The organism is Streptomyces sp. NPDC092296 (assembly GCF_044755465.1).
Taxonomy (GTDB): Bacteria; Actinomycetota; Actinomycetes; order Streptomycetales; family Streptomycetaceae; genus Peterkaempfera.
Genome location: NZ_JBIVRB010000006.1, coordinates 169,272 through 182,273, shown reverse-complemented (window position 1 = coordinate 182,273; position 13,002 = coordinate 169,272). Strand labels below are relative to the sequence as shown.

Annotated in this window: 23 protein-coding genes; 18 read left to right on the top strand and 5 right to left on the bottom strand. The window is 73.2% G+C overall.

The features are described from left to right. From ACIQGZ_RS17405 to ACIQGZ_RS17365, 9 genes are all read left to right on the top strand, one after another. Positions 1–279, top strand: coding sequence for a hypothetical protein (locus tag ACIQGZ_RS17405; RefSeq protein ID WP_402602693.1), 279 nt, complete (start codon positions 1–3; stop codon positions 277–279). After that, positions 279–791 carry a hypothetical protein gene (locus ACIQGZ_RS17400; RefSeq protein WP_402602692.1) on the top strand — a complete coding sequence of 171 codons (513 nt, stop codon included), beginning with the start codon at positions 279–281 and terminating at the stop codon, positions 789–791. Before ACIQGZ_RS17405 ends, ACIQGZ_RS17400 begins: the two co-directional genes overlap by 1 nt. 127 nt (positions 792–918) lie before the next feature. Continuing rightward, on the top strand, positions 919–1,566 hold the full coding sequence (locus ACIQGZ_RS17395; protein WP_402602691.1) for a hypothetical protein: 648 nt from the start codon (positions 919–921) through the stop codon (positions 1,564–1,566). A gap of 70 nt (positions 1,567–1,636) precedes the next feature. Beyond that, complete coding sequence (locus ACIQGZ_RS17390; protein WP_402602689.1) at positions 1,637–1,798, top strand: hypothetical protein; 162 nt, start codon at positions 1,637–1,639, stop codon at positions 1,796–1,798. Beyond that, a complete protein-coding gene (locus tag ACIQGZ_RS17385; protein ID WP_402602687.1) occupies positions 1,795–2,244 on the top strand; it encodes a hypothetical protein in 450 nt (149 codons plus the stop codon). The genes ACIQGZ_RS17390 and ACIQGZ_RS17385 overlap by 4 nt, the downstream gene beginning before the upstream one ends. A gap of 52 nt (positions 2,245–2,296) precedes the next feature. Further along, the gene (locus ACIQGZ_RS17380) at positions 2,297–2,674 is read left to right on the top strand and encodes a hypothetical protein (protein WP_402602685.1); all 378 of its coding nucleotides are present in this window, start codon (positions 2,297–2,299) and stop codon (positions 2,672–2,674) included. Beyond that, positions 2,671–2,850: a hypothetical protein gene (locus ACIQGZ_RS17375; RefSeq protein ID WP_402602683.1), complete on the top strand. Its 180-nt coding sequence runs from the start codon at positions 2,671–2,673 to the stop codon at positions 2,848–2,850. The genes ACIQGZ_RS17380 and ACIQGZ_RS17375 overlap by 4 nt, the downstream gene beginning before the upstream one ends. Positions 2,851–2,991: 141 nt before the next feature. Then, complete coding sequence (locus tag ACIQGZ_RS17370; protein WP_402602681.1) at positions 2,992–3,336, top strand: hypothetical protein; 345 nt, start codon at positions 2,992–2,994, stop codon at positions 3,334–3,336. Positions 3,337–3,600: 264 nt separating this feature from the next. After that, complete coding sequence (locus ACIQGZ_RS17365; protein WP_402602680.1) at positions 3,601–4,533, top strand: helix-turn-helix domain-containing protein; 933 nt, start codon at positions 3,601–3,603, stop codon at positions 4,531–4,533. A 23-nt stretch (positions 4,534–4,556) separates the two neighbouring features. Here ACIQGZ_RS17365 and ACIQGZ_RS17360 read toward each other — a convergent pair whose 3' ends face one another. The 3 genes from ACIQGZ_RS17360 to ACIQGZ_RS17350 all read right to left on the bottom strand — a co-directional run bounded on the left by ACIQGZ_RS17360 (position 4,557) and on the right by ACIQGZ_RS17350 (position 5,818). Further along, positions 4,557–4,760, bottom strand: coding sequence for a hypothetical protein (locus ACIQGZ_RS17360; protein WP_402602678.1), 204 nt, complete (start codon positions 4,758–4,760; stop codon positions 4,557–4,559). Between the two features lie 10 nt (positions 4,761–4,770). Beyond that, positions 4,771–5,250: a hypothetical protein gene (locus tag ACIQGZ_RS17355; protein WP_402602676.1), complete on the bottom strand. Its 480-nt coding sequence runs from the start codon at positions 5,248–5,250 to the stop codon at positions 4,771–4,773. 151 nt (positions 5,251–5,401) lie between these two features. Then, on the bottom strand, positions 5,402–5,818 hold the full coding sequence (locus tag ACIQGZ_RS17350; protein ID WP_402602674.1) for a hypothetical protein: 417 nt from the start codon (positions 5,816–5,818) through the stop codon (positions 5,402–5,404). Positions 5,819–5,970: 152 nt separating this feature from the next. On the opposite strand from ACIQGZ_RS17350, the gene ACIQGZ_RS17345 reads away from it, so the two are divergent. From ACIQGZ_RS17345 to ACIQGZ_RS17305, 9 genes are all read left to right on the top strand, one after another. Next, positions 5,971–6,312, top strand: coding sequence for a hypothetical protein (locus tag ACIQGZ_RS17345; protein WP_402602673.1), 342 nt, complete (start codon positions 5,971–5,973; stop codon positions 6,310–6,312). 70 nt (positions 6,313–6,382) lie between these two features. Then, positions 6,383–6,964 (top strand): glyoxalase/bleomycin resistance/dioxygenase family protein, encoded by a 582-nt coding sequence (locus tag ACIQGZ_RS17340; protein ID WP_402602672.1) that lies wholly within the window; start codon positions 6,383–6,385, stop codon positions 6,962–6,964. Between the two features lie 117 nt (positions 6,965–7,081). Beyond that, entirely contained in the window at positions 7,082–7,516 is a 435-nt protein-coding gene (locus tag ACIQGZ_RS17335) for a hypothetical protein (RefSeq protein WP_402602670.1), read from the top strand. Then, a complete protein-coding gene (locus ACIQGZ_RS17330) occupies positions 7,513–7,683 on the top strand; it encodes a hypothetical protein (RefSeq protein ID WP_402602669.1) in 171 nt (56 codons plus the stop codon). Before ACIQGZ_RS17335 ends, ACIQGZ_RS17330 begins: the two co-directional genes overlap by 4 nt. Positions 7,684–7,828: 145 nt before the next feature. Beyond that, positions 7,829–8,362 carry a hypothetical protein gene (locus ACIQGZ_RS17325; RefSeq protein ID WP_402602667.1) on the top strand — a complete coding sequence of 178 codons (534 nt, stop codon included), beginning with the start codon at positions 7,829–7,831 and terminating at the stop codon, positions 8,360–8,362. Beyond that, positions 8,362–9,621, top strand: a complete 1,260-nt coding sequence (locus ACIQGZ_RS17320) for a MucR family transcriptional regulator (protein ID WP_402602665.1) — start codon at positions 8,362–8,364, stop codon at positions 9,619–9,621. The genes ACIQGZ_RS17325 and ACIQGZ_RS17320 overlap by 1 nt, the downstream gene beginning before the upstream one ends. Before the next feature lie 526 nt (positions 9,622–10,147). Next, positions 10,148–10,669, top strand: coding sequence for a hypothetical protein (locus ACIQGZ_RS17315; protein ID WP_402602663.1), 522 nt, complete (start codon positions 10,148–10,150; stop codon positions 10,667–10,669). Positions 10,670–10,889: 220 nt separating this feature from the next. Continuing rightward, positions 10,890–11,435 carry a hypothetical protein gene (locus ACIQGZ_RS17310; RefSeq protein WP_402602662.1) on the top strand — a complete coding sequence of 182 codons (546 nt, stop codon included), beginning with the start codon at positions 10,890–10,892 and terminating at the stop codon, positions 11,433–11,435. Continuing rightward, positions 11,435–12,283: a hypothetical protein gene (locus tag ACIQGZ_RS17305; protein WP_402602661.1), complete on the top strand. Its 849-nt coding sequence runs from the start codon at positions 11,435–11,437 to the stop codon at positions 12,281–12,283. The genes ACIQGZ_RS17310 and ACIQGZ_RS17305 overlap by 1 nt, the downstream gene beginning before the upstream one ends. Positions 12,284–12,396: 113 nt before the next feature. Here ACIQGZ_RS17305 and ACIQGZ_RS17300 read toward each other — a convergent pair whose 3' ends face one another. Both ACIQGZ_RS17300 and ACIQGZ_RS17295 read right to left on the bottom strand, forming a co-directional pair. Continuing rightward, on the bottom strand, positions 12,397–12,648 hold the full coding sequence (locus ACIQGZ_RS17300; protein ID WP_402602659.1) for a hypothetical protein: 252 nt from the start codon (positions 12,646–12,648) through the stop codon (positions 12,397–12,399). Between the two features lie 9 nt (positions 12,649–12,657). Continuing rightward, positions 12,658–12,963: a hypothetical protein gene (locus ACIQGZ_RS17295; protein ID WP_402602657.1), complete on the bottom strand. Its 306-nt coding sequence runs from the start codon at positions 12,961–12,963 to the stop codon at positions 12,658–12,660. Positions 12,964–13,002: the final 39 nt, after the last annotated feature.

The following is a 13,002-nucleotide window of genomic DNA, read 5'->3' as shown; positions in this document are numbered from 1 at the left end:
ATGAGCACCACACCTATCGAACTCGCCTACGCGGTCGAGTACCCCCGCCCCGGGTTCCCCGGCGAGACCTGGCGCGCGTCCTACGGAACCCTCGCCGAGCCCGTGGACGACATGCCCACTCTCGCCGCCGACCTGGCCCACCGGACCCGCATCTTCCACTCCTATAGGGGCTCGCTCACGGTCTCCGTGTGGGAGGTGCGCCCGGACGAGCACTACCGGATGCCCGTGCCGGACACCGCCGACATCTTCCACTTCCCTGCCACCGCCGAGGAGTCCTGATGCCCGACGCCCATGCCGAGCGCGACACCCAGATCATCGCGTGGCTGCTCAAGAAGGCCTGCGAGTACGACCACAGGTCCGGCGGCGACTACAGGATCGCCGCCGGGGTCGCCCGTACTTTCGCGTCGAAGATCCGCCGGGGCGCGGTCCGCCCGGACAACCTGCGCACCCTGCCCGCCACGGACAACCCCGCCCCGGAGTGGCAGGACGATGCCGATGACCAGCACGCCGCCATCCGCGATGGCATCGCCAGGCACCTGTTCCTCACTTACGGACAGAGGGACCGCGACCGATCTCTCTCCATCGCGGAGAAGATGATGGCAACCCCGGAGATGGCCGAGCTGCTCACCGACTACGACCGCCTGCGGGAGCGCGTCGCCGAACTGGAGGCCGCCGCCGCCAGCGCGCGCGGGGCCCTCTCCGCACTGCGCTCCGTGGCCCGGCACGGCGACATGTCCGACACCGCCCGCCGCGAGATCACGGACCTCCTCAACGGCACCCTGGACGCCTGACCCGGTGCTTCGGCATCGTCCGCCCGCGCTGTGCGGGCGGATGGTGCCCTCGCACGGCGTCACCAGCCGCCTCCCGGCCGGGCCTCGCCACCTCTCCCCATCCCGCCTTCACCCTCGGAGGACACCGATGATCGACCTGTCCACTCTCACTCTGACCGCTGGCAGCCACGCCACCCGCGCTGACGGCCTGTGCCTGCTGGAGGCCGCCGCCTGGTGGGCCGGGGAGGACCACAGCGACCACCCGGCGTGCGTCAGCCCCGTGCTGGCCAGCTACGGGCGGCGCCTCAACGACGCGCTGCCGGGGACGGCCCGGCAGCAGCTGGTCCCGCTGGTCCCGCTGATGCCCGGGACGGCCGGGGACGGCCGGGACGTGGTCCGGGGGTACCTGGCGCTGGACTGGCTGGTGCGGACGTACACCCCGGCGTGGCTGGAGCTCGCGGGGCTCACCGAGCACGCCGCCGGACTGCGGGCTCTGGCCCCGGTCGCAGACCTGGACTCCGCCCGGACCACCGGACCGGCGGTCCGGGAGGCAAGTAGGGCGGCGTCCGCCACCTGGGCCGCTGCTCGGGCCGCCACCTGGGCCGCCACCTGGGCCGCCGCCGGGGACGCCGCCTGGGCCGCCGCCTGGGCCGCCGCCGGGGATGCTGCTCGGGAAGCCGCCCGGGATGCTGCTCGGGAAGCCGCCCGGGACGTTCTCACCCCCACCGTCTCCGCCCTCCAGACCAGCGCCGTCCGACTCCTCCACACCATGGCCACCCCGCCCGCCGCAGAATAACCCCCCCGCCAAACCCGGGGCCCGGCCGCCCACCACGGGCGGCCGGGCCCCGCACCCCCGAGGAGCCACCGTGCCCGACACCACACCCCCACCCACGCCCGCCGAGACCCTGCTCGCCGCCGCCGAGGCGCCCCCGGGCTGGCCGGAAGACTGCCTCGCCGGACAGGACATCACCGCCGGGCCGCGCACCGGCTGCCCGTCATGGACCTCATTCAAGGAGAGTGCCCAGTGAGCGCCACTCCACCGCACTTCGAAGACGACACCAACCGGATGATGAACGCCCTCGCGCACGGCGTCACCGGCAACCGCCCGGCCGCGCTCGCTGAGCTGAGGCCGATCATCGCCCGGGGCCCCGTGTCCACATACGCCATGCTCGCGGCTCTCGCGGAGACCGCCACTGGTGGCCACAAGGCCGCCCCCGGCACGTTCCTCGGACCGGCCATCGTGCAGAACGGCCGGCTCGGCAGTGTCGGCCCGCTGCCCGAGCACCTTCGTTTCGCCGCCCGGTTCCTCGCCGCCCACGCCAACGGCGACACCGGGACCCGCGATGCCCTCTACTGGGCGCTCCTGGCCGACGACACCGACCGGGGGTGCACCCGGCTGGCGGAGGCGATCGGCACGGTGTTCGACATGGCCGTCGCCACGGTGGCGCAGCGCCGCCGCAGTCCTTCTATCTGACCCGCCCGGCCGTCCACGCCCGCCGTGGACGGCCCCACCCAAGGGGAAATTTGTGACCCGTCTCTGGGAGATCGACCACCCGTACTACGCCAGCGAAGGCGACTACCAGGTCCGCGACCGGCATGCCGTCTACAGCAGCTGGCAGGACTTCACCGTCAGCATCTTCCACAGCGGCGACCCCAACCTGAACTTCCTCTACCGCTGGGACTGGGACAAGCCCGGTTACCACGGCTGGGAAGGGCCGGAGGTGCTGCGGCTGTATTTCGTCCTCCAGCGGAAGGGGATCTGCTCCTCGGTGCAGATGCCGGTTGCCGAGGCGGACGAGCCTGCCGTCAGGGCGTGGCTGGTGGAGCGTGCCCGGACGGTGGTCGACGTCTGGGCGCCGATCGCCCTGCACGGGGCCGCCGACGCCGAGAGCGGCCCGAGGTGACGGGCCTGTCGCCGTCCCGCCGTGGCGAGCACGCGCCGGCGCCCGGGGCCACCTGGGGCCGCGAACTGACCCGCGTCGAGCGGGTCGTACCCGACGACTTCGACGACATCCGGGCCAACCGGGCCGACCGCCGGGCCGCCAAGCGCGCGGCCCGCAGGAAGGGGCGCTCCCGATGACCGCTGAGCCCCCGCCGACCGAGGAGGACGACCGTGACCACTGTTGAACCCGAGCCTGTCCGGCGCAGCGACCTGCCCCCGGTCCCGCCGCCGGGGTGGGAGGTCAGCACCTGGTTTTCCGCGTCAGGAGGTGTCGGCGTCATGATCCCGGGCCAGTACGAGCGGGGTGTGCAGGTCCGCCGCCGGGTGACGTACGGCGACTGGGAGCCCGTCCGGCCCGACCACTGGGCCGACGAGCGCATCGAGACGGAGCTCCGTACCACCGACCCGCACCCCCGCCGCGGCGATGCGTTCGAGGCGTGGCTGAGGGCGCGGCGCGACGAGTACGGCGCCCCGACGGTGGAATGGCAGGCCCTGGACTACGCGCTGGACGCGTACCGGCTGCACGCCGACACTGGCACTCCGCTCGACCGGCACTGCTGCGAGGGCGGCACCCCCGACGACTGCGAGGGCTGCGCCGGGGAGAGGCAGGCGTCCGGTAGCTGACTCCCTTCTGCGCCCCGTTCGCCCGGCACTGGGCGGCGGGGCGCAGCCGTGCCCGTCAGGAAACCTCGGACTCCCGGGTCGGGGGCTCGCCAGGACTCGACCGCCGCCCAGCCGGTCTGGCATGATGCGCGCATTGCCCCTCCGAGGGGTAGCAACTACGGCCAGGCCGTATTCACCTGGTCAGCTGGTTGCCTCATCGCCCCTCCGAGGGGAACCCGCTCCCGTGCCGACGCCGGGAATCGGACGCATCCCGGAGGCAACGCCATGGACTACGGCGACCCTGACGGCCACGGCCGACACGGCATCCTGGACGACGACGGCACCAGCGTCCTGTGCCACGAGTGCGGTCGCCGGTTCGCCCGGCTGTCCGGGCCGCACCTGACCGGCCACGGCACGGACGCTGACCGGTACCGCTCCGACCATGGGCTGAGCACCACCACCCCGCTCCAGTCCGCCTGGCTGAGCGGCCGCCTCAGAGAGTCCGCCGGCGCCCAGTACGCGTCCCGGCCGGACACCCGAGCGGCCCTCGCCGGGGGACGCGCTCTGGCGCTGCGGTCCGGTGCCGGGACTCGGGTGGCCCGGGAGCGCGCGCCCGAGCGGCGCGGCCGGGCGCAGGAGCGCCGCCGGACGTCCGAGCGCATCTCCCGGGTGAACCGGGTGCGGGCGGCGGGCGAGCGGGAGCGTCAGGAGGCGGTCGCCCGGGAGGACGGGTATCCGGACCTGGCGTCCTGGCTGGAGGCCAACGCCGGCTTGACGGGCGTGCAGATCGCGAGGCGGCTGGGGGTCTCCCGCAGCCGGGCGACAGCGCTGCGGCAGGAGGCGGTGGGGCTCCGGCGGGCGGACGCGGCGGTGCGGGCGGACGCGGTCGCCCGGGTGCTGGCGGGGGAGAGGACTCCCGTGGTGGCGTCGCAGGTCGGGGTGGGCGAGGCGGCGGTGCGGGCCTGGGTCGTCGCGGACCCGGGTGTCCAGGCGGTGGCCGCTGCGGCCGGGTGGCCGTCGGTCGGGGTGTGGCTGCGGGAGCGGAGCCGGGTGCCGATGGCGCAACGCCTCAAGGCGGTGCGCGAGGTGCTGGATCGGGGGGAGTCGTACGCGGCGGTGGGCCGCCGGTACGGGGTCAGCGACGTGACAGTGGCGGGATGGGTGCGCAAGGAACGCGCTCGGCCGGCCGGTGCGGCCACGCCCCGCTCGGAGGGGTGAGCGGGGCGCGAGGGATTCCGGGGTCAGCGCAGGTCGGTGCGGTGGCCCCGACCCGGCATGGCGGATCGCGCGTCGTCAGCCGCCCGGCGGATGTAAAGCAGGGCTCCGGTGGTGATGTCCCTGCCGGTGGGCGTGACGGGGGCGAGGATGCGCCGGGCCTGCGCCGCGCCGACGCCCCAGCGGTCGGCGCACTCGCGGGCGGTGACGAAGTCGGTGGTGTTGGGCATCGCGGGTCTCCTAGGCGGCGTGGCGGGCGGTGAATTCGGACCAGGTGAGGGTCTCGATGACTCGCGTGGGGATGGCGGTGGGCTCGCCGTCGCAGCCGGTGTCGACCTGCTGGCCCTCGAAGACGACGACCGGCTCGCCGGTCAGCATGCTGGTCATGTGCCGCTCGGCGAAGTAGGCGAGCAGGTCCTCGGGGTTTTCCGTGCAGGAGTAGCCGTGGACGCAGGGCTCCCAGCCGGTGCCGTCGCAGGTGGCGCACTCGTCGATGGCGCCCTGGCCGTCGCAGTGCTCGCAGGTGGGTGTGTGGTCGGGGTCTTCGTCGCAGCGCGGGCAGGGGCGCCAGTCCTTGCCGGTGCCGTCGCAGGACAGGCACCAGGCCCCGGACCCGTCGGGGCTGCGGCGGGTGTCCCCTGCTCTCCAGGGGGCCGACCAGGCGTTGTCGGGGGTGAGCGGCGGGCAGTCGGACCAGTGGAGGCGGTAGAAGACGGCCATCGGATGGTTCCCCCTGGTGTCGGTGTTGTGCTGACACCAACAACATACGCACAGGGTGTGCGTATGTCAACGGCGCTACCCCGCCCCTCTCGCCCCTTCGAGGGGGCGGAGCACGGCCCCGCCGTAGGCGGGGCCGCTTCCATGTCGCCCGCTACCCCATGCCACCCCGGCGTCTGCCTGGCCCGCCGGTTCCGGGCCGCCACCGCACGCCCCGGAGTGCGTCTTCGACGAGTCCCGCCTGCGTGGCCAGGTCGCGCAGCCGATGCCCTTCGACGGTGTACACGCCGAGCAGCGCGTCGATGTCCCCGGCGGGCAGGGTGTCCGCGAAGTCGGGGTGGGCGGTGCGGTAGCCGGCGCGCATGGCGGCGAGTTGGCCGTCGGCTGTCTGGCGGGTGATGCGGGCGAGGAGCAGCGGCCGGTCGGTCAGGATGCGGTGCTGGCGGAGGTGGGTGGGGGTGTGGGTCCAGAGCCAGGTGGTGGCGGTCTGCTCCCAGTGTTGGGTGCCGGGTGGCTGGACGGCGTCGGGCCAGGACGGTGGGATGGCTGGCGGGATGGGTGGTTCGGTCACGCTGCCAGCGTCGCCTGGGGTGGGTTGGGGCGCATGTGGAGTCACCCCCCAGGATACTTGCAAAGTATGGGTTGAGTCGTGTAAAGTAAGTGATGTCGGAAGGGGGGAGCACCCCGACCGGCAAGCAGATTCCCAACTCAACAGAGGTAGCCGTGAACGACGGACGACTCACCCACCAGGAACGACTCGCCATCGTCTACCAGCGCCTGACCGCGCTGCCCCCGGCAACGGGCCCGGACGAAGCCCTCCGCCAGCTCGCCGACACGCTCGACAGCGTCGAAGACGAGCACAGCGGAGTCCCCCGGAACCCCAACCCCGGGCTCAAGCCCGACGGCCGGATGTACCCGCCCCGCGCGGACTTCATCCACCGCGAGGAAGACGGCACGCTGGTCGCCCTCACCCGAGGCAACACGATCTACGCGGAACCCGACGGGAGCCTGAGGATCACCGACCGGCACACCGGCGAAACGGTCTACCAGCGCCCCGGCGCCTAGACCGCAGCCCGCCCCGGCGCCCAGCCGGGGCGGGCACCCCCGTCCCCCACGGCCACCCGACAGGAGACCCATGATCCGCACCGACCTGATCGTCCTCTACACCGACCATCTCGACGCCTGCCGCGCCTTCTACACCAGCCTCGGCATGGACTTCGCCAAGGAGAGGCACGGCGCCGGGCCGGAGCACTACGCCGCCACCCTGCACAGCGGCACCGTCTTCGAGATCTACCCCGCCACAAGCCGCCGCCCCGCCACCGGCAGCCTCCGCCTCGGCTACACCACCACGCAGGACGCCACCCTGCCCCCGCTCGCCCCCGGCCGCCACATCCTCACCGACCCCGACGGCCGCACCATCGCCCTGCACGTACAGGAGACCCCCGTGACCCCCGAGCAGAACGCCCAGGAGACCATCCGCAACGTCTTCGGCGACACCCTCCAGAGCACCGACATCCGCGCGTTCGACAGCGGCGCCCTCGCGATCACCCTCGCCGCCGCCGGGCACACCGCCAGCATCGACGGCAGCGACGCGGCCGGCTGGGGCCTGACCGTCGACGGCCAGCCCCACCAGGGCTTCACCGCCCACGACCGCACCGCCGCGACCCTCCAGGAGGCCCTGGAGACTGTGCGCGCCGCGTTCGCCACCGGGCGCTGACCGCCGCACCAAGCCAGTAGCGGCCGACGGGGCGGGGCCCGAAGACCCGCCGCCCCCGGGAGGGCGGGGAGCACGCCCCGTCGGCCAGCAGATCCCCTGTGAGGAGAACCACCCCCGATGGTAGCCACCGACCCGCCGAGCGCGCCTCAGGGCCGTCCGGGAGTCACGTTCGCGGAGATCGCCGCCCACTACGGCAAGTCGTCCCGGTACGTCGCGGAGAACGCCCGCTGGGGGCGGCACCCCGACTGGCCCGCGCCGGCGGCCAAGCGGGGACGCTCCCAGGAGTTCGACCCCCGCCTGGTCGCCGAGTTCGTCGGAGCCCACCATGCGCGCGCTGCTGTGCCGCTCGACCCGGACCGGCTGTACAGCGTCCCGGAGATCGCCGCGGCGGCCGGCGTGGCCGCCGACACGGTCCACGCCGACATCAGCCGGGGCCGCTGGCCCGACCCGGACGGCGCCCGCGACGGCGTGAAGTTGTGGCTCGGCGGCACGGTCGCCCGCCACCTGGCTTCGCGCCGCAGTTACCGCCGCAGCCAGCAGGAGGAGACATGACCGCCGCCACCAAAGCCCTGATCACCTGCACCACGGCCAGTCTGGCCGCGCTCGCGGTCACCACCGCGACCTACGGCGCCCACGGCGCCACCGCGTGGCTCTGGGCCGCCTGGGCCGTCCTGGGCGTCGTCACCGCCGCCGTGGCCGTCGCTGACCGCCGCGCCTGACCCCGCGCCGGCCGCAGCCTCCACGCTGCGGCACTGGCCTTCCGGTTCTCGCTATGACACCCCCGGCATTGACTTTCATATGATGGGGGTGTCATAGTTGTTGCACCGGGGCGGAGGAACCGCCCCACCGAACGGGAGAACCGACATGCGACCCCTCACCGGCACCGACATCCTCGACTTCTACGCCACCCGCGCCGACCTCCTCGTCCTCACCGCCGACGGCGAGTACACCCACCTCGACACCGCCGACATCACCAGCAGCAGCTACGAGAGCGCCGAGCCCGTCGCGTACGACTACGCGACCACCGAGGACGGCGACGAGGTCCAGATCCTCCTTGCCCGCACCACTATCACCGACGGCGACTGGTTCCCCGACGCCCTCGACGAGGACGGCAACCTCGACTCCGACGCGGCCCAGGAGATGGCCGACATCATCACCGCCGACGGCATCCTCCCCAGCCGCGTCCTCAAGGCCCAGGACGCCACCAAGAAGTGGGAGGCCGCCGCCGCAGCCGCCAACGAACTCGCCCTGGACCGTGCGCGTGCCGTCGCCGCCGTCGCCGCCTACGCCGGCAACCAGTCGGAGGCCGGCCGCCTGCTGAACCTGGACCAGGCCGCCGTCAACAGGCTCGTCCGCAAGGTCCGGACCGCCCGCGCGAAGACTGAGGCCGCCGCCTGATGCCGCAGACCCCCGCCCCCGGCGTCCAGCCCGAGGAAGACGGCCGCCTCCAGTGCCTGGAGTGCGACGGCGACGGCTGGTACAAGCTCCTCGCCCCCCACCTGGCACGCGTCCACGGCATGACGTCCGACCAGTACCGCCAGAAGCACCGCCTGCCCCGGAGGCTCAGCCTCCGCGCCGCCCACCTCAACGACCGCGCCCGCGCCCAGGGTGTCGCCCGCTACGCCTCCCGCCCCGACATCCGCTCCCACATGGCAGCCGGACGCCAGGCCATCGACCCGGCCCGCTCCGTCGAGGGGACCAGGGAGACCGCCGAGTACGCTATGGTGCGCGAGACACACCGGCGCGGCGGCCAGGGCAGGCGGGACGCGGCCCGCCGCCGCGCAGACCAGCACGCCCAGGCCGCCGGGTTTCCCGCCATCGAGGACTACCTGCGAGCCCGCAGCGGCACACCGCTCGCCCGGATGGCCCGCGAACTGGACCTCCCCCGCAGCACGGTGAACACCTGGATCACGCGCATGGAGGAGGCGGACTTCCTCGCCCGCGTCGTGGGGCACCTGTGCGCGCTGGCGGACGGCGGCGAGGGAAGCGCCGAGGCGGCCGCCTGGCGGGCTCAGGTCCCCAAGCTGGCCCGCCTGGAGGAGCGTCTCCGCGCCCCGTTCGGCGCCGCCGACGCCGTGCTGGACCAGGTGCTGCCGTCCCGCTCGGCCCGCCAGGGCGCCTACCTCGCCGCGTTGATGACCCACGGCGGCGACCCGGAGGAAGCACTCCTCGCCGCCGACCTGACAGCGAGGGCCGTGTCGGAATGGCGCTACGTGGCTGAGGGATGGCGTGCCATCGAGGACGCCGTGCGGGACTACGCCCGCCGTACGCCCGCCGTCCCGCATGAGGTGCCCGGCGTCCCGCTGACGGACGAGGAGCGGAGCGCCTTCCTCGACGCGCTGCGCCGGGGTGTGCCGACAAGGAAGGCCGCCCGCCAGGCCGGCCGAGCCCACTTCGCGTTCCTGTCCCTGCGCCAGAGCGACCCGGAATTCCGGGAGGAGTGGGACCAGGCGCGGGTACTGCGCGGCCGCCCCCGGACGGTTCCCCTGGATGAAGGCCGGCTGGCCGAGCTCATCCGCGAGGGGTGGCCGTTCACGGAGATCGACAGGCGTCTGGGCGTCTGCACCGGCGCCTCCTACAGACGGGCCGTCGCGCTGGGACTGCACGAACCCACGCCACGCCCCCGCAAGGGCGACCGGCAGCCCGACTCCGAGTAGACGGAGCCCTGCCCGGGTTTCCGGAGCGGGGGCGTCCTGCTCTTGCGGCGGGCGGGTCACCCCCGCGAGCGCGGGGAGCATCTGGCTGCGGTTCCCGGTGGGGGCTCGGTCGCGCCTGGGATCTCGCCACCAAGCGTTGGATCATCCCCGCAGGCGTGGGGAGCACGTCAGTTGCTGGCAAAAATCGCCCAATGGATCATCCCCGCACGGGCGGGGAGCAGGTGCACCGGGATGCGATCGGGCTAGTCCACCATGGGCCACCCCCGCAGAGGCGGGGAACGGGGCTGCTGACAGCAGCAGCGGAACCACTGTAGAGGCAACCGGCGTCCAGCACCTGCCGCACATACCCCTCCAGAGTGACGGCCGAGCTGTCGCATGCGTCGCGCCAATCGAGGTAGCAGCAGGTCTCGCGCGTCTGCGCCTACCGGTGGCGGGCGGCCAGCACTGGCCATGCCGGGCGCAGTCGCTACGCTCCTCGCTCAGAACCAACCCCGCACAAGCGGGGAGACGAGAGGAGGCCTTTCGGATGCCTGTAGACGACCACGAGTGCGGCACCCCCATCGGATATCGCGCCGGCTGCCGACTGCCGCCATGCCGCGAAGCTCACCGCATCGACACCGCCAGGTACCGCACCACCCAGGCGGACAAGGTCACCACTGCCCAGCGCCGCACCCTCCTCACCACCCTCCGCAAGGGTGCCCCCGTCATGGAAGCCGCCGCCCAGTCGGGCATCACCTGGCAGCTCGCCTACCGCCTCGCCGCCACCGACGAGGCGATCCACCGGGCCGTCTACCACGTCCCGGACGACCAGCCTGTCACCCTCCCCGAGCAGCGCGCCGGCCGCCCGGCGCCGACGAATCGGCCCTTTACGGAGGCCAAGCGGCAGGCGGTGGCCGACGCGGTGCGCCGGGGGGCGACGTTCGCCGCAGCAGCAGAGGCCGCAGGGGTGCCGTACAACACGGTGAAGAGCCGACGACAGATCGACCGCGACTTCGCCCGGCGGCTGCGGGAGGCGAGGGCCGAGTACGAGCAGCGCGGCTCCTCGTGAGTGCGCCGGTGTCCCAGGCCGCCCGGGGCGGGGCGTCCTGCTGCCACGGCACCTCGCAGGCCCACGTCAGGGCGCCAGGGCGGGGACCGAGGACCACCCGTCGGGGTTCACCCTTTCGAGTGAAGAGTCGGCACGCAGCTATTAATTCGCCGCACCGTGTGGCATATTTATGGGTGTCAGGGAAAACCTCCGACACCGCCATGCCCCAGGAGACGCCGCCATGACCCAAACCCCGCTGCCCTGGGACGACGACCACCCGGAGATCGCCCTCCTCACTGCAGCCGTCGCCGCCGGCGTCCGCCCGAGCGCCATCGCGAAGGCCGTCGGCGCCCGCAGCCTCGCCTCCGGACGCCGCTTCAGCAACGGGGACACCAACCGCGTCACGATCCTGCTGGAGGACCGCCTCACCCGCAACGAGGTCCTGGACGAACTCGCCCACCTCGCAGCCTGCCTCGGGCACGACCCCGAGGCCAAGCGGGCGGCTGCCGAGCGGCTGACCGACGAGCAGATCGTCAGGATGATCCGAGACAGCCGCACCTGGGCCCGACGCCACGGCATCGACGTGCGCACCGAGGACGAGAAGAACCCCGGCCGCCGCCCCGCCACCCCCCGCCAGGTCGCCCACATCCTGCAGCTGCTGGCCCACCGTGCCCGCAACGGAGACGGGGCCGGGTTCATGACCGGCCCCACCGGCCGGGCGGGCATCGAGGCCATGACCGTAGACGAGGCGTCCACCTACATCGACTCCCTGGAGGAGAACTACTGATGGCCACCTTCGTCACCCTGCACGTCCGCCACGACGCCTACAAAACTTCACCGCGCGGCGACAGCGGAGCAATGCGCCGCGACCTGGTCCTGGCCGGCCCCGACGAGGTCGACCTGGACACCCTCACCCCCCGCGCCCGCGCGCTGGCTGAGGCCCTGGCCGACGCGCGCACCACCCCCTACCTCGCGTCCCCCATGTCGATCGTGCTGGAGTCGACCCGGACCGTCCGCGAGATCCAACCCCGCTGGGAGGCGTATTTCACCGAGGAGGAGGCATCCCAGCCCGCCCGGGAAACCCGCACCGTCAATTCCCTGTCGGCTGCGTCGGAGATCGGCGTGACCCAGTGGCTGGAGCAGGTAGCCCACGGCCTGCCGCTGGACCGGTACCCCATCAGCGCCGTCGGCGCCGGGCGGGTCCCGTCCTGGCGGGCAGGGGCAGCTGACCGGTACCTGACGCCCGAAACGGTCCTCAGGTACCTCCGAGCCCGAGGGTGCCCGGTGGACCCCACCCTGTGGGACAGACTGAGGGGCACCGGCCACTTCCCGGCCCCGGACCGGTATGTGTGCGGCCTGCCGCAGTGGCTCCCGGCGTCACTGGACGCCTACGCGACCCGGCCCAGGGACCTGTGGACGGTCAGCCGGATCGCGGAGTACCTGGGATACGGAGGGGAGCCGAAGAGCGCGGCGAGCAGCGCCCGACGGTGGATGCACCGCTGCGGCCTGATCGCGGAGGGCCGGTCCCCGGGGCGCGGCGGGGAGTCCCTGTTCCCGGCCGACCAGGTGGTGGCAGCGCACATCCACCGCCCCAAGCGCGGGCGCCCTCCGAGGGGTGGCACCGACGCCTATTAGGACTGGCGGCAGGGATGCGACGCAATGAGAACGCCGGTGCCCCCACCCGCTCAGGGTGGGGGCACCGTGGCGCCTCCGGGGGCGCAGCCACCCGAACGGCGGAGGGGACGGGCCTACTGCGGCGCTATGACCTGCCGCAGCGCGATCCGCTTGTCGTCCTCCACTATCTCCACCAGGCACACACCCCGCCCGTCGGCGAAGTCCAGCACACGCGACGACGGCCACATATCCAGCAGCACATCCAGCCGATGCGGGTCCTGCGCGGCATCCGTCAGCGCCTCCAGCAGCGAGTCCAGAGCCCACTCCTGGAGCCGCACGAGGTCATCGGCGACACCGTCGTCCGTCAGATCGATCACGTAGGGCACGCGCTCAGCCTAGGGCCGCAACGCGGGCCAGACGGCCCGGATTTCGCCATCTGTCAGAGTCCGGGGCCGCGCGGTACGACCTGCCCGCTCGTCCTCGATGCGCCGGGCGGCGGCGGTGATCCGGGGGTCGGCCAGGGCTCGGGCCCTCAGGTCCCAGGCGGCTAGGGCCCGGGGGATCTCGTGGAGGGCCGCCTGCTCGATCGCGGCCTGGAAGACGGCGCGGATGTCGGGCGGGAGTGCTGCGCGGACGGAGCGGATGGTGGGCTCCGGGCGGCGGGGGTCGGCGGGGGCCGGCTCGTGCGGCTGGGCGCTCATCGGTGTCTCCGCATCTCGCGGGTGTCGGGTAACGTCTCA

Coding starts and splice junctions, on each gene's coding strand:
- ACIQGZ_RS17405 (WP_402602693.1), top strand. CDS start 1: ATGAGCACCACACCTATCGAACTCGCCTACGCGGTCGAGTACCCCCGC.
- ACIQGZ_RS17400 (WP_402602692.1), top strand. CDS start 279: ATGCCCGACGCCCATGCCGAGCGCGACACCCAGATCATCGCGTGGCTG.
- ACIQGZ_RS17395 (WP_402602691.1), top strand. CDS start 919: ATGATCGACCTGTCCACTCTCACTCTGACCGCTGGCAGCCACGCCACC.
- ACIQGZ_RS17370 (WP_402602681.1), top strand. CDS start 2,992: ATGATCCCGGGCCAGTACGAGCGGGGTGTGCAGGTCCGCCGCCGGGTG.
- ACIQGZ_RS17365 (WP_402602680.1), top strand. CDS start 3,601: ATGGACTACGGCGACCCTGACGGCCACGGCCGACACGGCATCCTGGAC.
- ACIQGZ_RS17360 (WP_402602678.1), bottom strand. CDS start 4,760: ATGCCCAACACCACCGACTTCGTCACCGCCCGCGAGTGCGCCGACCGC.
- ACIQGZ_RS17355 (WP_402602676.1), bottom strand. CDS start 5,250: ATGGCCGTCTTCTACCGCCTCCACTGGTCCGACTGCCCGCCGCTCACC.
- ACIQGZ_RS17340 (WP_402602672.1), top strand. CDS start 6,383: ATGATCCGCACCGACCTGATCGTCCTCTACACCGACCATCTCGACGCC.
- ACIQGZ_RS17335 (WP_402602670.1), top strand. CDS start 7,082: ATGGTAGCCACCGACCCGCCGAGCGCGCCTCAGGGCCGTCCGGGAGTC.
- ACIQGZ_RS17330 (WP_402602669.1), top strand. CDS start 7,513: ATGACCGCCGCCACCAAAGCCCTGATCACCTGCACCACGGCCAGTCTG.
- ACIQGZ_RS17325 (WP_402602667.1), top strand. CDS start 7,829: ATGCGACCCCTCACCGGCACCGACATCCTCGACTTCTACGCCACCCGC.
- ACIQGZ_RS17320 (WP_402602665.1), top strand. CDS start 8,362: ATGCCGCAGACCCCCGCCCCCGGCGTCCAGCCCGAGGAAGACGGCCGC.
- ACIQGZ_RS17315 (WP_402602663.1), top strand. CDS start 10,148: ATGCCTGTAGACGACCACGAGTGCGGCACCCCCATCGGATATCGCGCC.
- ACIQGZ_RS17310 (WP_402602662.1), top strand. CDS start 10,890: ATGACCCAAACCCCGCTGCCCTGGGACGACGACCACCCGGAGATCGCC.
- ACIQGZ_RS17305 (WP_402602661.1), top strand. CDS start 11,435: ATGGCCACCTTCGTCACCCTGCACGTCCGCCACGACGCCTACAAAACT.
- ACIQGZ_RS17295 (WP_402602657.1), bottom strand. CDS start 12,963: ATGAGCGCCCAGCCGCACGAGCCGGCCCCCGCCGACCCCCGCCGCCCG.